The sequence below is a fragment of the Pseudomonas sp. 203-8 genome (assembly GCF_020708595.1).
GTDB lineage: Bacteria > Pseudomonadota > Gammaproteobacteria > Pseudomonadales > Pseudomonadaceae > Pseudomonas > Pseudomonas aeruginosa.
The window spans coordinates 267,250-291,782 of the sequence record NZ_JAJFDF010000009.1; the positions used below are offsets into that span (position 1 = coordinate 267,250).

Annotated in this window: 23 protein-coding genes; 20 read left to right on the forward strand and 3 right to left on the reverse strand. The window is 64.1% G+C overall.

Annotation, left to right across the window (positions count from 1 at the left end; genetic code table 11):
- Window positions 1–43: 43 nt before the first annotated feature.
- From trxB to infA, 4 genes are all read left to right on the forward strand, one after another.
- The gene (trxB, locus tag LJF27_RS22125) at window positions 44–994 is read left to right on the forward strand and encodes a thioredoxin-disulfide reductase (RefSeq protein WP_003097640.1); all 951 of its coding nucleotides are present in this window, start codon (window positions 44–46) and stop codon (window positions 992–994) included.
- A 37-nt stretch (window positions 995–1,031) separates the two neighbouring features.
- Window positions 1,032–1,712: a leucyl/phenylalanyl-tRNA--protein transferase gene (aat, locus tag LJF27_RS22130; RefSeq protein ID WP_003113368.1), complete on the forward strand. Its 681-nt coding sequence runs from the start codon at window positions 1,032–1,034 to the stop codon at window positions 1,710–1,712.
- A gap of 54 nt (window positions 1,713–1,766) precedes the next feature.
- On the forward strand, window positions 1,767–2,474 hold the full coding sequence (locus LJF27_RS22135) for an arginyltransferase (RefSeq protein WP_003108766.1): 708 nt from the start codon (window positions 1,767–1,769) through the stop codon (window positions 2,472–2,474).
- Window positions 2,475–2,578: 104 nt separating this feature from the next.
- Window positions 2,579–2,797, forward strand: coding sequence for a translation initiation factor IF-1 (gene infA / locus LJF27_RS22140; RefSeq protein WP_002553999.1), 219 nt, complete (start codon window positions 2,579–2,581; stop codon window positions 2,795–2,797).
- An 81-nt stretch (window positions 2,798–2,878) separates the two neighbouring features.
- Here infA and clpA read toward each other — a convergent pair whose 3' ends face one another.
- Both clpA and clpS read right to left on the reverse strand, forming a co-directional pair.
- Window positions 2,879–5,155: an ATP-dependent Clp protease ATP-binding subunit ClpA gene (gene clpA / locus LJF27_RS22145; protein ID WP_003090432.1), complete on the reverse strand. Its 2,277-nt coding sequence runs from the start codon at window positions 5,153–5,155 to the stop codon at window positions 2,879–2,881.
- A 27-nt stretch (window positions 5,156–5,182) separates the two neighbouring features.
- Entirely contained in the window at window positions 5,183–5,551 is a 369-nt protein-coding gene (gene clpS, locus LJF27_RS22150) for an ATP-dependent Clp protease adapter ClpS (protein ID WP_003097649.1), read from the reverse strand.
- A 225-nt stretch (window positions 5,552–5,776) separates the two neighbouring features.
- Between clpS and cspD the strand changes: the two genes are divergently transcribed.
- Window positions 5,777–6,049 carry a cold shock domain-containing protein CspD gene (gene cspD, locus LJF27_RS22155; protein ID WP_003090435.1) on the forward strand — a complete coding sequence of 91 codons (273 nt, stop codon included), beginning with the start codon at window positions 5,777–5,779 and terminating at the stop codon, window positions 6,047–6,049.
- A gap of 72 nt (window positions 6,050–6,121) precedes the next feature.
- Here the strand turns inward: cspD and icd are convergent, their stop codons facing one another.
- Window positions 6,122–7,378 (reverse strand): NADP-dependent isocitrate dehydrogenase, encoded by a 1,257-nt coding sequence (gene icd / locus LJF27_RS22160; RefSeq protein WP_003090436.1) that lies wholly within the window; start codon window positions 7,376–7,378, stop codon window positions 6,122–6,124.
- Between the two features lie 358 nt (window positions 7,379–7,736).
- Here icd and LJF27_RS22165 point away from each other — a divergent pair, with 358 nt between their 5' ends.
- From LJF27_RS22165 to LJF27_RS22235, 15 genes are all read left to right on the forward strand, one after another.
- Window positions 7,737–9,962 carry an NADP-dependent isocitrate dehydrogenase gene (locus tag LJF27_RS22165; protein WP_023086114.1) on the forward strand — a complete coding sequence of 742 codons (2,226 nt, stop codon included), beginning with the start codon at window positions 7,737–7,739 and terminating at the stop codon, window positions 9,960–9,962.
- A gap of 86 nt (window positions 9,963–10,048) precedes the next feature.
- On the forward strand, window positions 10,049–10,519 hold the full coding sequence (locus LJF27_RS22170) for an NUDIX hydrolase (protein WP_003097654.1): 471 nt from the start codon (window positions 10,049–10,051) through the stop codon (window positions 10,517–10,519).
- A 43-nt stretch (window positions 10,520–10,562) separates the two neighbouring features.
- Window positions 10,563–11,690 carry a tRNA 2-thiouridine(34) synthase MnmA gene (gene mnmA / locus LJF27_RS22175; RefSeq protein WP_023103061.1) on the forward strand — a complete coding sequence of 376 codons (1,128 nt, stop codon included), beginning with the start codon at window positions 10,563–10,565 and terminating at the stop codon, window positions 11,688–11,690.
- On the forward strand, window positions 11,687–12,307 hold the full coding sequence (gene hflD / locus LJF27_RS22180; protein ID WP_003090440.1) for a high frequency lysogenization protein HflD: 621 nt from the start codon (window positions 11,687–11,689) through the stop codon (window positions 12,305–12,307). Before mnmA ends, hflD begins: the two co-directional genes overlap by 4 nt.
- Window positions 12,308–12,309: 2 nt before the next feature.
- Entirely contained in the window at window positions 12,310–13,200 is an 891-nt protein-coding gene (locus tag LJF27_RS22185; protein ID WP_003097658.1) for a DMT family transporter, read from the forward strand.
- Window positions 13,201–13,275: 75 nt separating this feature from the next.
- On the forward strand, window positions 13,276–14,646 hold the full coding sequence (gene purB / locus LJF27_RS22190) for an adenylosuccinate lyase (protein WP_023103060.1): 1,371 nt from the start codon (window positions 13,276–13,278) through the stop codon (window positions 14,644–14,646).
- A gap of 59 nt (window positions 14,647–14,705) precedes the next feature.
- Window positions 14,706–15,875, forward strand: a complete 1,170-nt coding sequence (locus tag LJF27_RS22195; RefSeq protein ID WP_003090443.1) for a cupin domain-containing protein — start codon at window positions 14,706–14,708, stop codon at window positions 15,873–15,875.
- Window positions 15,868–16,293, forward strand: a complete 426-nt coding sequence (locus LJF27_RS22200) for a GNAT family N-acetyltransferase (RefSeq protein WP_003090444.1) — start codon at window positions 15,868–15,870, stop codon at window positions 16,291–16,293. The genes LJF27_RS22195 and LJF27_RS22200 overlap by 8 nt, the downstream gene beginning before the upstream one ends.
- Window positions 16,294–16,299: 6 nt before the next feature.
- Window positions 16,300–16,920: a hypothetical protein gene (locus LJF27_RS22205; protein ID WP_003131112.1), complete on the forward strand. Its 621-nt coding sequence runs from the start codon at window positions 16,300–16,302 to the stop codon at window positions 16,918–16,920.
- Window positions 16,917–17,738 (forward strand): secretin N-terminal domain-containing protein, encoded by an 822-nt coding sequence (locus LJF27_RS22210; RefSeq protein WP_003108752.1) that lies wholly within the window; start codon window positions 16,917–16,919, stop codon window positions 17,736–17,738. The genes LJF27_RS22205 and LJF27_RS22210 overlap by 4 nt, the downstream gene beginning before the upstream one ends.
- A 594-nt stretch (window positions 17,739–18,332) precedes the next feature.
- Window positions 18,333–19,928, forward strand: coding sequence for an isocitrate lyase (locus LJF27_RS22215; RefSeq protein ID WP_003090447.1), 1,596 nt, complete (start codon window positions 18,333–18,335; stop codon window positions 19,926–19,928).
- A gap of 178 nt (window positions 19,929–20,106) precedes the next feature.
- On the forward strand, window positions 20,107–22,125 hold the full coding sequence (locus LJF27_RS22220) for a PhoX family protein (protein ID WP_003113374.1): 2,019 nt from the start codon (window positions 20,107–20,109) through the stop codon (window positions 22,123–22,125).
- Window positions 22,126–22,203: 78 nt separating this feature from the next.
- Complete coding sequence (locus tag LJF27_RS22225) at window positions 22,204–22,758, forward strand: DUF4442 domain-containing protein (protein ID WP_003143818.1); 555 nt, start codon at window positions 22,204–22,206, stop codon at window positions 22,756–22,758.
- Window positions 22,759–23,357: 599 nt separating this feature from the next.
- Window positions 23,358–23,771: an NADH-quinone oxidoreductase subunit A gene (locus LJF27_RS22230; protein ID WP_003090452.1), complete on the forward strand. Its 414-nt coding sequence runs from the start codon at window positions 23,358–23,360 to the stop codon at window positions 23,769–23,771.
- 10 nt (window positions 23,772–23,781) lie between these two features.
- A complete protein-coding gene (locus LJF27_RS22235; protein WP_003090455.1) occupies window positions 23,782–24,459 on the forward strand; it encodes a NuoB/complex I 20 kDa subunit family protein in 678 nt (225 codons plus the stop codon).
- Window positions 24,460–24,533: the final 74 nt, after the last annotated feature.

Consider the following 24,533-nt stretch of genomic DNA (forward strand, 5'->3'; position numbering starts at 1 on the left):
AGCACGCATTTTCTTATGTGACAAAGGCTTATGGAGTCTTTTTATGAGTGAAGTCAAGCATTCGCGCCTCATCATCCTGGGCTCCGGTCCGGCCGGCTATACCGCCGCCGTGTACGCCGCACGCGCCAATCTCAAGCCAGTGGTGATCACCGGCATCCAGCCAGGCGGCCAGCTGACCACCACCACCGAAGTCGACAACTGGCCGGGCGACGTCGAAGGCCTTACCGGCCCGGCGCTGATGACCCGCATGCAGCAGCACGCCGAGCGTTTCGACACCGAGATCGTCTACGACCACATCCACACCGCCGAGTTGCAACAGCGCCCCTTCACACTGAAGGGCGATAGTGGCACTTATACCTGCGATGCATTGATCATTGCCACCGGTGCCTCCGCGCAATACCTGGGCATGTCGTCGGAAGAAGCCTTCATGGGCAAGGGCGTTTCCGCCTGCGCCACCTGCGACGGCTTCTTCTACCGCAACCAGGTGGTCTGCGTGGTCGGCGGCGGCAATACCGCCGTCGAGGAAGCGCTGTATCTGGCCAACATCGCCAAGGAAGTCCACCTGATCCACCGTCGCGACAAGCTGCGCTCGGAGAAGATCCTCCAGGACAAGCTGTTCGACAAGGCCGAGAACGGCAACGTGCACCTGCACTGGAACACCACCCTGGACGAGGTGCTGGGCGACGCCAGCGGCGTCACCGGCGTACGCCTGAAGAGCACCATCGACGGCAGCACCAGCGAGCTATCGCTGGCCGGCGTGTTCATCGCCATCGGCCACAAGCCGAACACCGACCTGTTCCAGGGCCAACTGGAAATGCGCGACGGCTACCTGCGGATCCACGGCGGCAGCGAAGGCAATGCCACCCAGACCAGCATCGAAGGCGTGTTCGCCGCCGGCGACGTGGCCGACCACGTCTACCGCCAGGCCATCACTTCCGCCGGCGCCGGCTGCATGGCCGCGCTGGATGCCGAAAAATACCTCGACGACCATTGATCGGACCCGGGGGAGGCCCGCCCTCCCCTACCCCGCCATGCTGACCTGGCTTTCCCGCACCGACTTCGACTTTCCACCCCTCGACAAGGCCCTGCAGGAGCCCAACGGGCTGCTCGCGGCCGGCGGCGACCTCAATCCGCAACGCCTGGTCGCAGCCTATCGCCACGGCTGCTTCCCCTGGTACCAGGATGGCCAGCCGATCCTCTGGTGGTCGCCCGACCCGCGCACCGTCCTGTTCCCCGACGAACTGCACGTTTCCCGCAGCCTGGCCAAGTGCCTGCGCCAGCAACGCTTCGAAGTCACTTTCAACCGTGACTTCCGGGCGGTGATCCAGGCTTGTGCCGCGCCGCGTAACTACGCCGACGGCACCTGGATCACCACGCCGATGCAACTGGCCTACCAGGAGCTGCACCTGCGCGGCATCGCCCACTCCGTGGAAGTCTGGCAGGAGCGACAACTGGTCGGCGGCCTCTACGGCCTGGCCATGGGCAGGCTGTTCTTCGGCGAATCGATGTTCAGCCGCGCCGACAACGCTTCCAAGGTCGGCTTCGTCACGCTGGTCCGCCATCTGCGCGACGCCGGCTTCGTCCTCATCGACTGCCAGATGCCGACCCGCCACCTGCACAGCCTGGGCGCCCGCGCCATCAGCCGGGGGGAATTCGCCGACTACCTGCAACGCTATCGCGACCAGCCTCCTACCGGCGACCTGGATTTTTAGGCGAGTTTCCGTGCCTGGCATAAACTTGCTTATGGGTCCCTGCTGGAGTTCACCATGACCGAACTCGCCCGACTGAAGTTCTACGCGACGCAACCGCACCCGTGCAGCTACCTGCCCGAGGAGCAGGCAACCACCCTGTTCCTCGATCCCAGCCAGCCCATGGACACGCAGCTGTACGCCTCGCTGTCGGAGGTCGGCTTCCGCCGCAGCGGCGACCATCTCTATCGTCCGCACTGCCAGCATTGCACCGCCTGCATCGCCGCGCGCATACCGGTCGCCGACTTCAGCCCGAACCGCCAGCAGCGGCGCATCCTCAAGCGCAATGCGGAACTGCAGGTGATCCGCAAGCGACCGAGCTTCAACGAGGAGTACTACGACCTCTATCGGCGCTACATCGAGCAACGCCACGCCGACGGCGACATGTATCCGCCCAGCCGCGACCAGTTCGCCACCTTCCTGGTCCGCGACCTGCCCTTCTGCTGCTTCTTCGAGTTCCGCCTGCATGGCCGCCTGCTGGCCATAGCCGTGACGGACGTGCTGCCGAACGGACTCTCGGCCGTCTATACCTTCTACGATCCCGACGAAGAGCAGCGCAGCCTGGGACGCTACGCGATCCTCTGGCAGATCGCCGAGACCGAACGCCTGGGCCTGCAGGCCGTCTACCTGGGCTACTGGATCAAGAATTGCCGCAAGATGAACTACAAGACCCAGTACCGGCCCATCGAACTGTTCGTCAACCAGCGCTGGGTCGCCCTCACCTGATAGCCGTGTGGCGCTATTGTCGATTTTCTGGCACAATGCACGCCGCTTTTCACGGCCCACCTCTCATTGAAAGGGCCACCCATAGATACCGAGGGCTCTACTGCATGTCGAAAGAAGACAGCTTCGAAATGGAAGGTACTGTCGTCGACACCCTGCCCAACACCATGTTCCGTGTGGAGTTGGAAAATGGGCACGTCGTCACCGCGCACATCTCCGGCAAAATGCGCAAGAACTACATCCGCATCCTCACCGGCGACAAGGTCCGCGTGGAACTGACGCCCTACGACCTGAGCAAGGGCCGCATCACCTACCGCGCCCGCTGAGTCGACACGAGCCGCTGCGGCTCGCCGATTGCAAAAGAAAACGCCCGGCATCTGCCGGGCGTTTTCGTTGCCGCGCTCGGATCAGGCGGGCTCCGCCGCCGTGATCTCGAACTCGAAGGCCAGCTCGTCGCCCTTCAGGTCGACATGCACCAGGCCGCCATGCTCGGCCAGCTCGCCGAACAGGATCTCCTCGGCCAACGGCCGCTTGATCTTGTCCTGGATAAGCCGCGCCATCGGTCGCGCACCCATCTGCACGTCGTAGCCCTTCTCCGCCAGCCAGCCGCGCGCCGCATCGCTGACCTCGAGCTGGACGCGCTTGTCCTCCAGCTGCGCCTGCAGCTCGGTGAGGAACTTGTCGACCACGCTCTTGATCGTCTCGGTGCTCAGGCGGCCGAACTGGATGATGGTATCCAGGCGGTTGCGGAACTCCGGGGTGAAGCTCTTCTTGATCACTTCCATCGCATCGGTGGTGTGATCCTGCTGGTTGAAGCCGATCGACGCGCGCGCCGCCACTTCCGCGCCGGCGTTGGTGGTCATGATCAGGATGATGTTGCGGAAGTCCGCCTTGCGCCCGTTGTTGTCGGTCAGGGTGCCGTGGTCCATCACCTGCAGCAGCAGGTTGAAGACCTCCGGGTGAGCCTTCTCGATCTCGTCGAGCAGCAACACGCAGTGCGGGGTCTTGGTGATTGCCTCGGTGAGCAGGCCGCCCTGGTCGAAGCCGACGTAGCCCGGAGGCGCACCGATCAGCCGCGACACGGTATGCCGCTCCATGTACTCGGACATGTCGAAGCGCACCAGCTCCACACCCAAGGCCTTCGCCAACTGCCGCGCCACCTCGGTCTTGCCCACGCCGGTGGGACCGGCGAAGAGGAACGAGCCGACCGGCTTGTCCGGCGCCTTGAGCCCGGCCCGGGACAGCTTGATCGCCGTGGACAGCGACTCGATGGCGTCGTCCTGGCCGAACACGGTCAGCTTGAGGTCGCGTTCGAGGTTGCGCAGCAACTCCTTGTCGGAGGTGGTGACGTGTTTCGGCGGGATCCGCGCAATCTTCGCCACGATATCCTCGACCTGCGCCACCTCGATGCGCTTCACGCGCTTCTCTTCCGGCTGCAGGCGCTGGTAGGCGCCCGCCTCGTCGATGACGTCGATGGCCTTGTCCGGCATGTGCCGGTCGTTGATGTAGCGCGCCGCCAGCTCGGCCGCGGCGCGCAGCGCCTCGTCGCTGTACTCGATGTGGTGATGCTGCTCGAAGCGCCCCTTGAGGCCCTTGAGGATGCCATAGGTGTCTTCCACCGACGGCTCGGTCACGTCGACCTTCTGGAAGCGCCGCGCCAAGGCCCGGTCCTTCTCGAAGATGCCGCGGAACTCCTGGAAGGTGGTCGAGCCGATGCAGCGGATCTCGCCCGAGGACAGAACCGGCTTGAGCAGGTTGGAGGCGTCCATTACCCCGCCGGATGCCGCACCGGCGCCGATGATGGTATGGATCTCGTCGATGAACAGCACCGCGTGCGGGCGCTTGCGCAACTCGTTGAGCAAGGCCTTGAAGCGCTTCTCGAAGTCGCCGCGGTACTTTGTACCCGCGAGCAAGGCACCCAGGTCGAGGGAGTAGACCACGCTGTCGGCCAGCAGGTCCGGCACCTGGCCATCGACGATGCGTTTGGCCAGGCCCTCGGCGATGGCCGTCTTGCCGACCCCCGCCTCGCCTACCAGCAGCGGGTTGTTCTTGCGCCGGCGGGCAAGGATCTGCGCCACCCGCTCGACTTCATGCTCACGCCCCACCAGCGGGTCGATCCGCCCCTGGCGAGCCAGTTCGTTGAGGTTGCTGGCATAGGCGTCCAGCGGATGGTTGGACGTGGCCGACTCGCCACCTTCCTCATCCTGCATATCCTGCTCCCCATCCTGCGGATGTTCGGCATGCCCGGGCACCTTGGAGATACCATGGGCGATGTAGTTCACCACATCGATACGCGCGATGCTCTGCTGCTTGAGCAGGAACACCGCCTGGCTTTCCTGTTCGCTGAAGATCGCCACCAGGACATTGGCCCCGGTCACTTCGCGCTTGCCGGAACTCTGCACGTGGAACACCGCACGCTGCAGGACGCGCTGGAAGCCCAGCGTCGGCTGGGTTTCGCGCTCGTCGTCGTGCTGCGGGATCAGCGGCGTGGTGGAATCGATGAATTCCTGCAGGTCGCGCCGCAGCTTGTCCAGGTTGGCACCGCACGCACGCAATACCGTTGCCGCCGCCTCATTGTCCAGCAAGGCCAGCAGCAGGTGCTCAACCGTCATGAATTCATGGCGTTTGGCCCTCGCCTCCTTGAAGGCGAGATTGAGGGTGACTTCGAGCTCTCGATTCAACATGGCTTCACCTCGCTCCCAAACATCCGATCAACTGTCTTTCTCTATCTCGCAGAGCAATGGATGCTGGCTCTCCCGTGCATACTGATTGACCTGCATCGCCTTGGTTTCGGCCACGTCCCGGGTAAACAAGCCGCAGACCGCCTTACCCTGAGTATGTACCGTCAACATGATCTTGGTGGCTTTTTCCCGGTCCATGTTGAAGAACACTTCCAGCACTTCAACAACAAAGTCCATCGGCGTGTAATCGTCGTTGAACAGTACCACCTTATACAACGGTGGCGGCTGTAATACAGGCTTCGACTCCTGTACCGCGAGCCCCGCCCCTTCGTCCTCGTGCTCATGAGGCTCGGGATGGTCCTGATTGAATGTTAGTCGAATCTGGCTAGGTGCATGCATGAGGAAAAAAAGCTTTGCCTTTCTGGAAAGTTATGGACCGACATGATGTTGATCCGTTTCTCAGGCGTATGGTTCAGCGCCTTGACTAACTGCAAAAGGGTGTTACAAACAATGGAATACCCCTACAGGGTATCAGGGGTTCCGCACCCGTCTCGACCCAGGTCGGACGCGGGATCGTAGTGGATGATACTCCAGCGTTGGAGTCCTTTGCAGAGGGATATGAGCATGCTCAGCGGTAAGGTCAAGTGGTTCAACAACGCCAAGGGCTACGGGTTCATCCTGGCCGAGGGCCGAGATGAGGACCTGTTCGCCCATTACTCGGCCATTCAGATGGACGGTTACAAGACACTCAAGGCGGGCCAGCCGGTCAATTTCGAGATCATCCAGGGACCGAAGGGACTGCATGCCATCAACATCAGCCCCGCCACCGCGACAACCGCCGCACCCTCCGCCCCCGCCCCGCAGGAAGAGCCGCAGGCGACGCCCATCGAAGCCTGACCCCAGCGCGGATGCGGAAATGAAAAAGGCCGGTGCGAACCGGCCTTTTTCTCGTTCGGGCGCTAGCCCTTCCTACATCTTGGCAATCATCGCGTCGCCGAACTCCGAGCAGGACAGCAGGGTCGCGCCGTCCATCAGGCGTTCGAAGTCATAGGTCACGGTCTTGGCGGCGATCGCCCCGTTGGTGCCCTTGATGATCAGGTCGGCCGCCTCGGTCCAACCCATGTGGCGCAGCATCATCTCCGCGGAGAGGATCAGCGAACCCGGGTTGACCTTGTCCTGGCCGGCGTACTTCGGCGCGGTGCCGTGGGTCGCCTCGAACATGGCCACCGAATCGGACAGGTTGGCGCCGGGCGCGATGCCGATGCCGCCGACCTCGGCCGCCAGGGCGTCGGAGAGATAGTCGCCGTTCAGGTTCAGGGTGGCGATCACGTCGTACTCGGCGGGGCGCAGCAGGATCTGCTGCAACATGGCGTCGGCGATCACGTCCTTGACCACGACGTTCTTGCCGGTCTTCGGATTCTTGAACTGCATCCACGGACCGCCGTCCAGCAGCTCGGCGCCGAATTCATCGCGCGCGACTTCGTAGCCCCAATCCTTGAAGGCACCCTCGGTGAACTTCATGATGTTGCCCTTGTGCACCAGGGTCACCGAACTGCGGTCGTTGTCGACGGCGTATTGCAGGGCCTTGCGCACCAGGCGCTTGGTGCCTTCCTGGGAAACCGGCTTGATGCCGATGCCGCAGTTCTCGGTGAAGCGGATCTTCTTGACGCCCATTTCCTCGGTGAGGAACTTGATGACCTTCTCCGCTTCCGGCGAACCGGCCTTCCACTCGACGCCGGCATAGATGTCCTCGGAGTTCTCGCGGAAGATCACCATGTCCACGTCGCCGGGCTTCTTCACCGGGCTGGGCACGCCTTCGAACCAGCGTACCGGGCGCTGGCAGACGTAGAGATCGAGTTGCTGGCGCAGGGCCACGTTCAGGGAGCGGATGCCGCCACCGACCGGGGTGGTCAGCGGGCCCTTGATGGAAACCACGTAGTCGCGTACGGCGTCCAGGGTTTCCTGGGGCAGCCAGGTGTCCTGGTCATAGACCTGGGTGGCCTTCTCGCCGGCGTAGACTTCCATCCAGGCGATCTTGCGCTCGCCCTTGTATGCTTTTTCCACTGCAGCGTCGACAACCTTGATCATGACCGGGCTGATATCGACGCCGATGCCATCACCCTCGATGAACGGGATGATCGGGTTCTTCGGTACGCTCAAGGACATGTCGGCATTCACAGTGATTTTGTCACCGGTCGCCGGCACCTGGATCTTTTGGTATCCCATGCTGAACTCCGTGTTGTGGTTAAAACCCTGTTGCAGCCTTCTAGGGTAGCCCAGTTGTCCGCCCGGAAACCACATCTTCCTTAGTCTAAACAGGCGAGCGCATCAGCCCGGCGAGAGGGTGGTATACTGCGCGCCATGACTTCGCAGTCATCGAGGTCCGAGCAGTCTGGGACCAGACCCTCTCCCCTCGCAGCGTCGGGTTCGCCACCATGAACCCGCCGTACAACGCTCTACTGGCGCCCCTATATCCCGCGGCATATCTCGATTTCGATTCAACCCGATGTTGAGCGAAGGCATCGCGTCCACCAACGCGTATCGAGACTCTGTGCGCGCCCAGCAAAAAAGAGAGTTACCGTAGATGTCCATCCGCTCGAAGATCACCTACACCTTCACCGACGAAGCACCCGCGCTCGCCACCTACTCGCTCCTCCCCATCGTCAAGGCCTTTGCCGCTTCCGCCGGCATCGACGTCGAGACCAGCGACATCTCTCTTGCAGGACGCATCCTGGCCAACTTCGCCGACCGCCTCGAAGCCGACCAGCGTATCGAAGACGACCTCGCCCGCCTGGCGGTCCTGGCCACCTCGCCCGACGCCAATATCATCAAGCTGCCCAACATCAGCGCCTCGGTGCCCCAGCTGAAAGGCGCGATCGCCGAGCTGCAGGGCCTGGGCTACAAGCTTCCCGACTTCCCGGAAGACCCGCAGACCGACGAAGAGAAAGAGGTTCGCGCACGCTACGCGAAGATCCTCGGCAGCGCCGTGAACCCGGTCCTGCGCGAAGGCAATTCCGACCGTCGCGCGCCTGCCGCAGTGAAGGCCTACGCCCGCAAGCACCCGCACTCCATGGGCAAGTGGAGCATGGCCTCGCGCTCCCACGCCGACTACATGCGCGGCGGCGACTTCTTCTCCAGCGAACAGTCCATCACCATGGCCAAGGCCGGTGACGTGCGCATCGAATTCGTCGGCAAGGACGGCAAGGTCGAGGTCAAGAAGCAACTGAGCCTGCAGGAAGGCGAAGTGCTCGACAGCATGTTCATGAGCTGCGGCAAGCTGCGCGACTTCTTCGAGAAGACCCTGCAGGACTGCAAGGAAACCGGCGTCATGTGGTCCCTGCACGTCAAGGCGACCATGATGAAGATTTCCCACCCGATCGTCTTCGGACATGCGGTGAGCGTCTACTACAAGGACGTCTTCGACAAGTGGGGCCAACTCTTCGAAGAGCTCGGCGTGAACCCGAACAACGGTATCTCCAGCGTCTACGACAAGATCAAGTCGCTGCCCGCCTCCCAGCAGGAAGAGATCCTCCACGACATCCACGAGGTGTACAGCCACCGCCCGGAAATGGCGATGGTCGACTCCGTGAAAGGCATCACCAACCTGCACATTCCGAGCGACGTCATCGTCGACGCCTCGATGCCGGCGATGATCCGCAACTCCGGCCAGATGTGGGGCAAGGACGGCAAGCAGAAAGACACCAAGGCGGTAATGCCGGAAAGCACCTACGCCCGCATCTACCAGGAGATGATCAACTTCTGCAAGACCAACGGCGCCTTCGACCCGACCACCATGGGCAGCGTGCCGAACGTCGGCCTGATGGCGCAGAAGGCCGAGGAATACGGCTCCCACGACAAGACCTTCGAAATGACCGCCGACGGCACCATGCGCGTGGTCCTGGCCGACGGCAGCGTGCTGATGCAGCACGAGGTGGAGACCGGCGACATCTGGCGCGCCTGCCAGACCAAGGACGCACCGATCCGCGACTGGGTCAAGCTGGCCGTCACCCGCGCACGCCAGTCCGATACCCCGGCGATCTTCTGGCTGGACCCGGAGCGCGCCCACGACCGCGAACTGCGCAAGAAGGTCGAACTGTACCTCAAGGACCACGACCTGACCGGTCTCGACATCAGCATCATGGGCTACAACGAGGCCATTCGCGTCAGCATGGAACGCCTGATCCGCGGCAAGGACACCATCTCGGTGACCGGCAACGTCCTGCGCGACTACCTGACCGACCTGTTCCCGATCATGGAACTGGGCACCTCGGCCAAGATGCTCTCCATCGTTCCGCTGATGGCGGGCGGCGGCATGTACGAAACCGGCGCCGGCGGCTCGGCACCCAAGCACGTCCAGCAACTGGTGGAAGAGAACTACCTGCGCTGGGACTCCCTGGGCGAGTTCCTGGCCCTGGCCGTGTCCCTGGAGGAAACCGGGATCAAGACCGGCAACGCCAAGGCCAAGCTGCTCGGCAAGGCGCTGGACGAAGCCACCGGCAAGCTGCTGGACAACAACAAGTCGCCGTCGCGCAAGGTCGGAGACATCGACAACCGCGGCAGCCACTTCTACCTGGCGATGTACTGGGCCCAGGCCCTGGCCGCCCAGGACGAAGACGCTGAGCTGAAAGCGCACTTCGCACCGCTGGCCAAGGCCCTGACCGAGCAGGAAGCGACCATCGTCGCCGAACTCAATGCGGTCCAGGGCAAGCCGGCCGAGATCGGCGGCTACTATCGCTCCAACCCGGAGCTGACCAGCAAGGTGATGCGCCCCAGCGCCACCTTCAACGCGGCGATCGACAGCCTGGCCTGATGGCGTCACGCTGACGAAGCAGAAACCCCGGGCCTACGCTCGGGGTTTCTTTTTATCGAGGCCTTTTCCGTACCGAGGAGACATCCATGAGCTGGCATCCCCATGTCACCGTAGCGACCATCGTCGAGGACCAGGGCCGCTTCCTGCTGGTCGAGGAACAGGCCGACGGCCGCGAGGTGCTGAACCAGCCCGCCGGGCACCTGGAGCCCGCCGAAAGCCTGCTCGAGGCCGCCCTGCGCGAAACCCTCGAGGAAACCGGCTGGGAGGTCGAGCTGAGCGCCGTCACCGGCATCTACCTGTACACCGCGCCGTCCAACGGTGTCACCTATCAGCGCGTATGCTTCGCCGCCCGCCCCGTGCGCCACCACCCCGAGCGCGCCCTCGACGACGGCATCATCGGCCCGCGCTGGCTGACCCGCGACGAACTGGCCGCCCAGCCGCAGCGCTGGCGCAGCCACCTGGTGCTGCGCTGCATCGACGACTACCTGGCCGGCGGCCGCTATCCCCTGGCGCTGATCCGCGACACCCACGTGTCGCCCTCCCTACCCCAGGCCTGATAGAATCCGCGTTTTACGAATTCGCCCGTGACGCCTGATCGCTATGTCTGAATCCGCCCCCACCCCACGCCGCGAGCGCGTGATCGTCGGCATGTCCGGCGGCGTCGACTCGTCCGTCTCCGCCCTGCTCCTGTTGCAGCAGGGCTATCAGGTCGAAGGCCTGTTCATGAAGAACTGGGACGAGGACGACGGCACCGAATACTGTACCGCCCGCGAGGACCTGGCCGACGCCCAGGCCGTCTGCGACCGGATCGGCATCAAGCTGCACACGGCGAACTTCGCCGCGGAATACTGGGATAACGTGTTCGAGCACTTCCTTGCCGAGTACAAGGCCGGCCGTACGCCGAACCCGGACATCCTCTGCAACCGCGAAATCAAGTTCAAGGCGTTCCTCGACTACGCGCTGATGCTCGGCGCGGACCTGATCGCCACCGGCCACTATGTGCGGCGCCGCGACCGCGACGGGCGCACCGAGCTGCTCAAGGGCCTGGACCCGAACAAGGACCAGAGCTACTTCCTGCACGCGGTGGGCGGCGAGCAGATCGCCCGCAGCCTGTTCCCCGTCGGCGAACTGGAGAAGCCGGAAGTCCGCGCCATCGCCGAGAAGCATGGCCTCGCCACGGCGAAGAAGAAGGACTCCACGGGCATCTGCTTCATTGGCGAGCGACGCTTCACCGATTTCCTCAAGCAGTACCTGCCGGCCCAGCCGGGCGACATCGAGACCACCGAAGGCAAGGTCATCGGTCGCCACAGCGGCCTGATGTACCACACCATCGGCCAGCGCCAGGGCCTCGGCATCGGCGGTCTCAAGGAAGCCGGCGACGATCCCTGGTACGTGCTCGGCAAGGACCTGCAACGCAACGTGCTGCTGGTCGGCCAGGGCAACGACCACCCGCTGCTGTTCTCCCGCGCCCTGCTGGCCTCGCGAATCTACTGGGTCAACCCGGTCGAACTGGAGCGGCCGCGCCGCCTGCGGGCCAAGGTGCGCTACCGGCAGAGCGACCAGGACTGCATCCTGGAGAAAACCGCCGAAGGCTACCGCGCGGTGTTCGACGAACCGCAGCGCGCAGTGACCCCGGGGCAATCGGTGGTGTTCTACGACGGCGACGTCTGCCTCGGCGGCGGCGTGATCGAAACGGCGGAAGCCTGGGATTTCGGAGGACGCCCGTGAGCGATCCGCGACAGCAACTGATTGCCCTCGGCGCCGTCTTCGAATCCGCAGCCCTGGTCGACAAGCTGGCACGCACCGGACAGATCAGCGAAGCCCCGCTGGGCTGCATGCTCGGCAGCCTGCTGGCGCGCAACCCGGCCAGCACCCTGGACGTCTACGGTGGCGACAGCCTCAACCTGCGCGACGGCTTCAAGGCCCTGGCCAGCGCCCTGGAGCGCAAGCCCGGCAGCCTGCAGCGCGAACCGCTGCGCTACGCCCTGGCGATGCTGACCCTGGAACGGCAACTGGACAAGCGCGGCGATATGCTCGACCTGATCGGCCAGCGCCTCGACCAGGTCGAACAGCAGGTCCAGCACTTCGGCCTGGTCCACGAGAACGTCATCGCCTCCTTCGCCAGCATCTACCAGGACACCCTCAGCACCTTCCGCCAGCGCATCCAGGTACACGGCGACATGCGCCACCTGCAGGTCAGCAGCAACGCCGCGCGGATCCGCGCCCTGCTGCTCGCCGGCATCCGCTCGGCGCGGCTCTGGCGGCAACTGGGCGGCAGCCGCTGGCAGATGGTATTCAGCCGGCGCCGGCTGCTCAACGAACTCTATCCCCTGCTGCGCGGCTAGCCATGGCCATGGCCGGGAGCCAGCCGCAACGGCGCAACAGCCCGACCCAGGGCGCCGCCATGCTGGCTCTTTCGGCGCTGTTCTTCGCCCTGATGGGCGGCCTGATCCGCGAGGCCTCCAGCACCGTCAACAACGAAACCGTGGTGTTCTTCCGCAACCTCGTCGGCGTGCTGTTCTTCCTGCCCCTGGCGCTGACTCGCGGCATCGGCCCGCTGCGCACCCGCCGCCCGCTATCGCACCTGCTGCGCACCACCTACGGCCTGGGCGGCATGTACTGCTACTTCTACGCCCTCGCCCACCTGCCGCTGACCGACGCCATGCTGTTCAGCTATGCCGCGCCGGTGTTCACGCCGCTGATCGCACACCTGTGGATCAAGGAGCCGCTGACCCGCCGCATGATGGTCGCCACCCTGGTCGGCTTCCTCGGCGTGCTGCTGGTGGCCAGGCCCAGCGGCGCGGTAGTGGCGCCGATCGCCCTGGTCGGCATCGCCTCCAGCCTGATGGCTGCCTGCGCCTTCGTCTCGATCCGCGAAATGAGCGACAGCGAGCCAGCCTATCGCATCGTGTTCTACTTCGCCCTGTTCGGCACCCTGTTCTCCGCCGTGCCGCTGGCCTGGGCCTGGCAGCCGCTGAACGGCCAGGAACTGCTCCTGCTGCTCGGCGCCGGACTGTTCGCCAGCCTCGGCCAACTGACCATGTCGCAGGCCTATGCCCTGGCCTCCCCGGGAGTGATCGGACCGATCGCCTACATGGCCATCGTTTTCGCCGGGGTGATCGCCTGGCTGCGCTGGGACGAACTGCCCAGCCACACGTCGCTGCTCGGCGCCGCCCTGATCTTCGCCGCCAGCCTGATCCCCCTGCTGGGCAACCGCCCCGCCGAAAGGCCCCGCTGAATGCCCCACCGGGGCGCACCTTTCATGTATGATATGCGCCCCTTTTTCGTTGACTTCCAGCCACGAGAACGTCTCATGCAGCTTTCCTCGCTCACCGCGGTATCCCCCGTCGATGGCCGCTATGCCGGCAAAACCAGCAGCCTGCGTCCGATCTTCAGCGAATACGGCCTGATCCGTTTCCGCGTCATGGTGGAAGTCCGCTGGCTGCAGCGCCTCGCCGCCCACGCCGGGATTCCCGAGGTCGCGCCGTTCTCCGCCGAAGCCAACGCCCTGCTCGACAGCCTGGCCAGCGACTTCCATCTGGAACACGCCGAACGCATCAAGGAAATCGAGCGCACCACCAACCACGACGTGAAAGCCGTGGAGTACCTGCTCAAGGAACAGGCCGCCAAGCTTCCGGAGCTGGCCGCGGTCAGCGAGTTCATCCACTTCGCCTGCACCTCCGAGGACATCAACAACCTGTCCCACGCCCTGATGCTCCGCGAGGGTCGCGACAGCGTGCTGCTGCCGCTGATGCGCCAGATCGCCGAGGCCATCCGCGAACTGGCGGTGAAACTCGCCGACGTGCCGATGCTCTCCCGCACCCACGGCCAGCCTGCCTCGCCGACCACCCTGGGCAAGGAACTGGCCAACGTCGTCTACCGCCTGGAGCGGCAGATCAAGCAGGTCGCCGGCATCGAGTTGCTGGGCAAGATCAACGGTGCCGTGGGCAACTACAACGCCCACCTGTCCGCCTATCCCGAAGTCGACTGGGAAGCCAACGCGCGCCAGTTCATCGAAGGCGACCTCGGCCTGACCTTCAACCCCTACACCACTCAGATCGAGCCGCACGACTACATCGCCGAGCTGTTCGATGCGATCGCCCGCTTCAACACCATCCTCATCGACTTCGACCGCGACGTCTGGGGCTACATCTCCCTCGGCTATTTCAAGCAGAAGACCGTGGCCGGCGAGATCGGCTCCTCGACCATGCCGCACAAGGTCAACCCGATCGACTTCGAGAACTCCGAGGGCAACCTCGGCATCGCCAACGCGCTGTTCCAGCACCTGGCCAGCAAGCTGCCGATCTCGCGCTGGCAGCGCGACCTGACCGACTCCACCGTGCTGCGCAACCTCGGCGTCGGCATCGCCCACAGCGTCATCGCCTACGAGGCCAGCCTGAAGGGCATCGGCAAGCTGGAGCTGAACGCCCAGCGCATCGCCGAGGACCTGGACGCCTGCTGGGAAGTCCTCGCCGAGCCGGTGCAGACCGTGATGCGTCGCTATGGCGTGGAAAACCCCTACGAGAAGCTGAAGGAACTGACCCGCGGCAAAGGCATCAGCGCCGAAGCCTTGCAGACTTTCATCGAAGAGCTGGCGATTCCCGCCGAGGCCAAGGTCGAGCTGAAGAAGCTGACCCCGGCCGGCTACGTCGGCAATGCCGCCGCCCAGGCCAAGCGCATCTGAGCACGCAACCCTTTTGCACGCCCGGCTGCGCCGGGCGTTTTTGTTTCAAGGACTTAACCATGAATGCTGATACTCCCCTGCAACTTCTGGGCGGACTGACCGCTGCCGAATTCCTCCGCGACTACTGGCAGCGCAAACCGCTGCTGGTCCGCCAGGCGATTCCGGACTTCGAAAGCCCGCTGTCCGCCGACGAGTTGGCCGGGCTGTCGCTGGAGGAATCGGTGGAATCGCGCATCGTCCTCGAACACGGGAAAACCCCGTGGGAAATGCGCCGTGGCCCGTTCCAGGAGGAGGACTACCAGCACCTGCCGGAACAGGACTGGACCCTGCTGGTCCAGGCGGTCGACCAGTTCGTCCCGGAAGTCGCCCAACTGCTGGAGCAATTCCGCTTCCTGCCCAGCTGGCGGATCGACGACGTAATGATCAGCTACGCCGCTCCCGGCGGCGGCGTCGGTCCGCACTTCGACAACTACGACGTATTCCTGCTTCAGGGCCACGGACGCCGGCGCTGGAAAGTCGGACAGATGTGCAGCAGCGACAGCCCGCTGCGCGAGCACGCCGACCTGCGCATCCTCGCCGACTTCGAACAGAGCGACGAGTGGGTCCTGGAGCCCGGCGACATGCTCTACCTGCCCCCGCGCCTCGCCCACTACGGCATTGCCGAAGACGAGTGCATGACCTACTCGATCGGCTTCCGCGCGCCCAGCGCCGCCGAAGTGCTGACCCATTTCACCGACTTCCTCGGCCAGTTCCTCTCCGACGAGGAGCGCTACACCGATGCCGGCCTGCAACCGGTAGGCGACGATCCGCACCAGATCCAGCGCGACGCTCTGGAGCGCCTGCAGGGCCTGATCCAGGAGCACATGAGCGACGAGCGCCTGCTGCTGACCTGGTTCGGCCAGTTCATGACCGAGCCGCGCTATCCTGAACTGGTTGCCGGCGAGGATATCCCCGAAGAGGAGCTATTCGGCGCCCTCGAGGATGGCGCGCTGCTGGTGCGCAACCCCAGCGCCCGCCTGGCCTGGAGCGAGATCGACATCGGCCTGGTGCTGTTCGCCAGCGGCCAGAGCGTACTCCTGCCCGGCCAGCTCAAGGAACTGCTGAAGCTGGTCTGCTCGGCCGATGCGTTGCATCTGGAAAACCTCGGCCAATGGCTGGCCGACGACGATGCGCGTAAGCTGTTGGCGGAGTTGGTCAAACAGGGCAGTTTGGAGTTTGCAGATGAATAAGATCCGCGTACGCGTAGCCGACTGGCAGAAGGACAATGCCGAACTGCGCCGCATCCGCGAAGCGGTCTTCATTGCCGAACAGTCGGTTCCGCCGGAACTGGAGTGGGACGCCGAAGACGACGAAGCCGTGCATTTTCTCGCCTATGAAGGCGAATACGCGATCGGCACCGCGCGCCTGCTGGGCGACGGGCACATCGGCAGGGTCTCGGTACTCAAGGACTGGCGCGGCCTGAAGGTCGGCGACGCGCTGATGCGCGCGGCCATCGAGGAAGCCGAGCGACGCGGCCTGAAGCGCCAACTGCTGACCGCGCAGGTCTATGCCATACCCTTCTACGAGCGACTGGGCTTCAAGGTCGACAGCGGCGAGTTCCTCGACGCCGGCCTGCCCCATGTCGACATGGTTCGCGACAGCGACTGAGGCCCGATGAGCGACGCCCCGGAGACCTCGCCGGCCGACCTGCCGGCCATCGAATTCAGCTCTCCGGGGCGCTTTGCGGTACGCAACCCGGCAAGCGCCGCACCACCCGCGGAACGCTGGGAACCAGCGCCATTCCGCCTCGGCGAACATGAGCCGCTGGAGCGCTTCGAGCATCCGCAGGAAGCCCGCGCCCATGCCCTGGCCCTCCTGCAGCAGGCCCGCCGCTCGCTCTGCCTGCACAGTCCCGACCTGGAAAGCTGGCTCTATCACCACAGCAGCATCCAGGAAGCCTGCACCCGTTTTCTCCTGGCCAATCCACGCAATCGCCTGCGTATCCTCGTTGGCGACAGCGCCCAGGCCGTGCGCAACGGCCACCGCCTGATCAACCTTTCGCGCCGCCTGTCGAGCAACTGCCTGATCCGCCGCCTCAACCCGGACTACCCTAAAGAGGACGACGCCTTCCTCCTGGCCGACGACCAGGGCCTGCTGCTGCGCCCGAAACCGGCGCAACCGGCGGGCTACGCCTGCTACCGTGCCGCCGGGCGGGTGCGTCAACTCCAGGCCCGCTTCGAGCAGGCCTGGGACACCAGTCTTTCCGACCCGGACCTGCGGAGCTTCCTCCTGTGACCCTGTTGCGCACCACCCTGCTCTCCTCGCTGTTGGCGACAGTCGTTCTCGGCGCCTCGGCCGCCCCGCGCACCGAAGTGATCCCGCTCAACTACCGCACCGCCGACGACGTGATGGCGGTGGCCCAGTCGGTCATCGGCAGCGAAGGCAAGGTCACCGCCTATGGCAACCAGTTGATCGTCAATGCCGAGCCGGCGAAGATCCGCGAGTTGCAATCGGTCCTGCAGCAGATCGACTCGCGCCCGCATCGCCTGCTGATCACCGTGGATACCAGCGAGAACCTGCAACAGGATAGCCGCGGCTATTCGGTGGATGGTTCGGCCAGCGCCGGCAACATCGAGATCCAGAGCGGCCGCGGCGAGGTCAACGGCAAGGATCGAGTCCGCATCATCCGTCGCTCCACCGACAGCCGTTCCGGCGGCAGCCAGCAGGTCCAGGCCACCGAGGGCTACCCGGCGCTGATCCAGGTCGGCCAGAGCGTCCCCATCACCAGCACCGCCACCGGTCCCTACGGGCAGATCTACAGCCAGACCGAATACCGCAACGTCAACCGCGGCTTCTACGTCACCGCGACGCTGACCGGCAACCTGGTGCACGTCACCATCAGCTCCAGCAATGACCGCCTCAGCCAGAGCCATCCCGGCGTCATCGATACCCAGAGCACCGACACCCGGGTCAGCGGCAAGCTCGGCGAGTGGATCACCCTGGGCGGCGTCAGCGAACAGAACCAGGCCGACCAGCACGGCTTCGTGCGTCGCTACTCGACCCAGGGACGCGACGACACCAGCCTGCGCCTGAAAGTCGAAACCCTCGACTGACCGACGGCGCTCTTTCCAGCGCGAATTGCCTCCCGCTCCGGCAAAGCCGCGGGGCGCGGGCTTTTGCGGGCATTTTCGATGCAAACGGAAACATCTCGACCAGACAAGACCATCCGGTCACTCTTAGACCTTCGTGTAGTAGTCTTGAAAAAACACTACAAAACGTTTGACGACGGATTTTTTCCAGAGCATGATGGCCCCGCTCCCGCTAATCAGGGGCTCTGAAACGACGAGCTCCCGGTGCCTGCGCCGATACGCCCTCGGCCTCCACCGTGTTGATCTGCCCACAAGGCGGCTTGACGAGATTGCGACTGGAACGAAGTTGTCCTGAGGGACGGGGAAGCGTTTACGTATCAGCCAGATCGAAAGACTCGACAGCGAGTCGCCCACCGGCAACCACGAGCCGAACGGCACTTGATCCAGTCGAGAAGCACGGTCCGCGAACTGTTCGTCTCCACCCCCTCCTCGGCGTCATTCTTCGCCACGGTCATTCTCTCGCCATGCAGCGGTGAGCCACCCGCAAGACAACCTTCACCAGCAGGTTTTGAGTGGGTCAGTCGGTGCTCAACCAATACATTTCTTGAAGGATTGACCATGTCCGCATATCAGAACGAGATCAAGGCAGTTGCCGCGCTGAAAGAGAAGAACGGCAGCAGCTGGAGCGCGATCAACCCCGAGTACGCAGCTCGCATGCGTATCCAGAACCGCTTCAAGACCGGCCTGGATATCGCCAAGTACACCGCGGCCATCATGCGCAAGGACATGGCCGAATACGATGCGGACTCCTCCGTCTACACCCAGTCGCTGGGTTGCTGGCACGGCTTCATCGGGCAGCAGAAGCTGATCTCGATCAAGAAGCACCTGAAGACCACCAACAAGCGCTACCTCTACCTGTCCGGTTGGATGGTCGCCGCGCTGCGCTCCGACTTCGGCCCGCTGCCGGACCAGTCCATGCACGAGAAAACCGCGGTTTCCGGCCTGATCGAAGAGCTGTACACCTTCCTGCGCCAGGCTGACGCCCGCGAGCTGGACCTGCTGTTCACCGGCCTGGACGCTGCCCGCGCCGCTGGCGACAAGGCCAAGGAAGCCGAGCTGCTGGCCCAGATCGACAACTTCGAAACCCACGTGGTGCCGATCATCGCCGACATCGACGCCGGCTTCGGCAACGCCGAGGCGACCTACCTGCTGGCCAAGAAGATGATCGAAGCCGGCGCCTGCTGCATCCAGATCGAGAACCAGGTGTCCGACGAGAAGCAGTGCGGCCACCAGGACGGCAAGGTCACCGTTCCGCACATCGACTTCCTCGCCAAGATCAATGCCGTACGCTACGCCTTCCTCGAGCTGGGCGTGGACGATGGCGTGATCGTCGCCCGTACCGACTCCCTGGGCGCCGGCCTGACCAAGCAGATCGCCGTGACCAACGAGCCGGGCGACCTGGGCGACCTGTACAACTCCTTCCTGGATTGCGAAGAAATCTCCGAGGCCGAGCTGGGCAACGGCGACGTCGTGATCAAGCGCGAAGGCAAGCTGCTGCGTCCGAAGCGCCTGGCTTCCAACCTGTTCCAGTTCCGCAAGGGCACCGGCGAAGATCGCTGCGTCCTGGACTGCATCACCTCGCTGCAGAACGGCGCCGACCTGCTCTGGATCGAAACCGAGAAGCCGCACGTCGGCCAGATCAAGGCAATGGTCGATCGCATCCGCGAAGTGATTCCGAACGCCAAGCTGGTCTACAACAACAGCCCGTCCTTCAACTGGACCCTGAACTTCCGCCAGCAGGTGTTCGATGCGTTCGTCGCCGAAGGCAAGGACGTTTCCGCCTACGACCGCAACAAGCTGATGAGCGTCGAGTACGACGACACCGAGCTGGCCAAGGTCGCCGACGAGAAGATCCGCACCTTCCAGCGCGATGGCTCGGCCCACGCCGGCATCTTCCACCACCTGATCACCCTGCCGACCTACCACACCGCCGCGCTGTCCACCGACAACCTGGCCAAGGGCTACTTCGCCGACGAAGGCATGCTGGCCTACGTGAAGGGCGTGCAGCGCCAGGAACTGCGCCAGGGCATCGCCTGCGTCAAGCACCAGAACATGGCGGGCTCCGACATCGGCGACAACCATAAAGAGTACTTCGCAGGCGAAGCCGCTCTGAAGGCCAGCGGCAAAGACAACACCATGAACCAGTTCCACTAAGGAACAGGGGCCAGCCGGGCAGCCACGATCTGCCCGGCCCGCCTCGCGAAAACCCCGGCTCCGGCCGGGGTTTTTCATTTCCGGATCATGGCAAAAGGCCTCGAGTGCCTGTCATCGTCCCGTCGCTTTCAGCGGTTAGCGTCAATGCTCCGTCGATCAGCCCACAAGGAGCACGTCCGTGAGCCTGGAGAAAAAAGATGCCATCCTGTTCGGTGATGGCGACGAGTTGCCCAGCAACCATTCGAACAACCCGCACATGAACGACCTGATCGCCGGCCTCGGCCGCCGCCAGGTCCTGGCCGGCGGCGCGGCGCTCGGCGCCCTCGCCTTCCTCGGCGTCGCGCTCCCCGCCAGCGCCGCTCCCGCCGAAGCGCAGGTGCCCGCCGCGGAAGGCCTGCGCGGCTTGCCTTTCAAACGCCGCAACCGCTTGCCCTTCGAAGCCATCGCCAGCGGCCGTGCCGATACCATCCGGGTGCCCGCCGGCTACAAGGCGACGCCCTTCATACCCTGGGGCACCCCGATCAGCGGCAGTTATCCGGGCTTCCTCGACGACGCCAGCAACAGCGCCCAGGACCAGGCCGAACAGATCGGCATGCACCACGACGGCATGCACTTCTTCCCGATCGACGCGCAGTTCGGCTTCGGCGGCGGACACATCAGCAACCATGGCCTGCTGGTGCTCAACCATGAATACATCGACGCGCCGCTGCTGCACACCAATGGCCCGACCGTGGTCGATGGCAAGCGCACCGTCGCCGATGAAGTGCGCAAGGAAATCAACGCCCATGGCGTTTCCGTCGTGGAGATCCGTCGCAACGTGCGTGGCGAGTGGAATGTCGTGCCGTCGCAACGAAATCGCCGGATCACCGCCGCCACGCCGATGCGTATCGCCGGCCCGGCGCGCGGCCACGAACTGCTGCGCACCCGCCACAGTCCGGACGGCACCCGCACCCGCGGCACCCATAACAACTGTTCCAACGGTTTCACCCCCTGGGGCACCTACCTCACCTGCGAGGAGAACTGGGTCGGCTATTTCTCCACCCAGGACAGCGAACTGCCGCGCGAACTGACCCGCTACGGCATTCGCAACACCAGCCGTTTCGGCTGGGAAACCCTGGCGGGCGACGAGTTCGAACGCTTCGACGCCACCCGCAAGGGCAAACAGGCCCAGGACGACTACCGCAACGAACCGAACAACTTCGGCTGGATCGTCGAGATCGACCCGTTCGACCCGCAATCGGTGCCGGTCAAGCGCACCGCTCTCGGCCGCTTCGCCCACGAAGGCCTGGTCTTCGCCCCGGTCAAGCCGGGCCGCCAGGTAGTCTGCTACTCCGGCGACGACTCGCAGAACGAATACATCTACAAGTACGTCAGCCGCGACAAGTTCCGTCCGGGTCGCAGCAACACTCGCCTGCTCGACGAAGGCACCCTCTACGTCGCCCGCTTCAACGCCGATGGCAGCGGCCAGTGGCTGCCGCTGGACATCGCCGACGGCAACTTCCGCGCGGCCTGTCGCAAGGCCGGGGTGAGCTTCGCCGACCAGGGCGAAGTGCTGATCAACACCCGCCTGGCCGCCGATGTCCTCGGCGCGACCAAGATGGATCGCCCGGAGTGGGGCGCGGTCAACCCGGACAACGGTGACGTCTACTTCACCCTCACCAACAACACGTCGCGCACCGTCGCCGACGCGGCCAACCCACGGGTGAAGAACGCCTACGGCCATATCATCCGCTGGCGCGAACGCAGCCGCGACTATGCCGGGCAACGCTTCACCTGGGACCTGTTCATGCTCGCCGGTCCCGGCGAAGACAGCCGCGGCCCGGACGGCAAGCCGCTGAACCAGGACAATATCCTGGCCAGCCCCGACGGCCTCTGGTTCGACCCGGAAGGCCGCCTGTGGATCCAGACCGACATGAGCGGCAGCCAGTTGAGCAGCGGCCCGTTCGGCAACAACCAGATGCTGGTGGCCGACCCGCGCACCGGCGAACTGAAGCGCTTCCTCACCGGTCCGCTGGGTTGCGAGGTGACCGGCATTGCCGCGACGCCGGACTTCCGTACGCTGTTCATCAACATCCAGCACCCGGGGGAAGGCTCGACCGCCGATAACCTCCTCAGCACCTGGCCGGACGGGCCGGGCCGCCGGCCACGCTCGGCCACCGTGGTGATCACCCGCGAAGACGGCCGACGCCTGCTCTGACGCGCCACGACGACCTGCGTTGGCCGGAATGCCGGCGCAGGTCGCCGCTACAGCCGTGGGCAAGCCCGGGCAAAGCGGGTGGAATGCAGGCTCCCCTCTCTATGGAAGGACGCCAGCATGCCCAAGCGCAATCGTCTCAGCCGCGCCGTCGGCGCCATCAACCTCCTCCCCCGCCGCCTGCGCAGCCGCAGCCTGACGCTGCTGCTGGGCTCCCAGGTGCGCTTCGCCGGCACGGCGAGGGTGCGCATCCATGAACTGGGGCAGGAGCGCGCCATCCTCAGCCTGAAGAACCGTCGACCGGTGCAGAACCACATAAAAGGTATCCATGCCGCGGCGATGGCCTTGCTCGCCGAGTCGGCCAGCGGCTTCCTGGTCGGAATGAACGTACCGGACGACAAGCTGCCGCTGATCAAGACCATGAAGATCGACTATCTCAAGCGCGCCCAGGGCGACCTGACCGCCATCGCGACGCTGGAGGCCGGACAGATCGAGCAGATACGGCAACAGGACAAGGGCGAGGTCCGCGTGGCGGTGTTGGTCAGCGACGAGAACGGCAACCAGCCGATCGCCTGCGAAATGGTCTGGGCCTGGGTCGGCAAGAAACCCCGGGTCGCTACCGCAGCCCCCAGGTAGCGCACCTCCGGAGCGACTACATCTACGCTGCGAAGGGAACCGCCGCAAACCTTGCCCAGCGCCTTCGCATCCGTCACGAAGAACCGCGGGCGCAGCCCCAGGCGGCGCCGCAGCCGGGTTGCCATGGTGCGGAAAGAAGAAAAACCGCCATGCGCCCGGCCCGGAGAATATTCCCGGTTTAATGCAATAACGGATTGGGCGAGAGTAATTACCAATAAAAGGGTAAACAATAGTAACGCGGCGAAGAATATATGTAGCGAAGTTATACGGATGCGACATTGCAAACGATATTCATTATCGTTTGAAGCCTTGCAAAGAGCCCTCCACCACGCTTCGCGGCAATACGACCAAAAGCCAGCCAGGCCGCGCCATTTCTCGCAAAGACAGCATTCACGAGGGTTTCGGGGATTAACCAAAGCGCTGGAAAAAGCAGAGAAGCGTCTGTTTGTGTTAGAAAAATTTACTTGTCCGGCGCTTTGGGCATAAAATCGGAAAGATACATACAACCCTTAGCTCACTACGCAGCGGGTTGCACAAGAAGTCGGGCATTGCGCCCAGAACCCACGATCTTATATATCCGGTACAGAAGGAGTATCAGCATGCCAAACCCAGCTGAACTTGCAGCTCATCACTGGGGATTCGCTGCCTTCCTTCTAGGGGTCGTTGGCCTTCTCGCCTTCATGCTAGGGGTTTCGTCCCTGCTTGGCAGCAAGGCATTTGGTCGCAGCAAGAACGAACCCTTCGAATCCGGGATCGTCCCCACCGGAGGCGCACGCCTGCGTCTCTCGGCAAAATTCTATCTGGTCGCGATGCTCTTCGTGATCTTCGACGTCGAAGCCCTCTTCCTCTTCGCCTGGTCGGTGTCGGTTCGCGAAAGCGGCTGGGCCGGCCTGATCGAGGCAACCATTTTCATAGCAATTCTGTTGGCGGGTCTTGTCTATCTTTGGCGGATCGGTGCGCTCGATTGGGCTCCCGAAAGCCGTCGCAAGCGGCAGGCGAAGCTAAAACAATGAGGCTTTGGCGATGCAATACAAACTTACCCGGATCGATCCCGATGCGGCCAACGACCAATACCCGATAGGCGAACGGGAAACCGTAGCCGACCCGCTGGTCGAGGGCCAGGTTCACAAGAACATCTTCATGGGCAAGCTCGAGGATGTGCTGAACTCCACCGTCAACTGGGGTCGCAAGAACTCGCTCTGGCCCTATAACTTCGGGCTGTCGTGCTGCTACGTGGAGATGACCACCGCCTTCACCGCGCCGCACGATATCGCCCGCTTCGGCGCCGAAGTGATCCGGGCGTCGCCGCGCCAGGCCGACTTCATGGTCATCGCCGGCACCTGCTTCATCAAGATGGCCCCGGTCATCCAGCGCCTCTACGAGCAGATGCTCGAACCCAAGTGGGTCATCTCCATGGGCTCGTGCGCCAATTCCGGCGGCATGTACGACATCTATTCGGTGGTCCAGGGGGTCGACAAGTTCCTCCCCGTGGACGTCTACATCCCCGGCTGCCCGCCCCGTCCGGAGGCGTTCCTGCAAGGCCTGATGCTGTTGCAGGAATCCATCGGCCAGGAGCGCCGCCCGCTGTCCTGGGTCGTTGGCGACCAGGGGGTCTACCGCGCCGAAATGCCGGCCCAGAAAGACCTGAAACGCGAGCAGCGCATCCAGGTGACCAACCTGCGCAGCCCCGACGAAGTGTGATCCGGAACTCCCGGCCAGCCCCGCTGGCCGGCCGAGACCAGCCGCGTTCACCCCACCGTTGACCGAAAGCGACC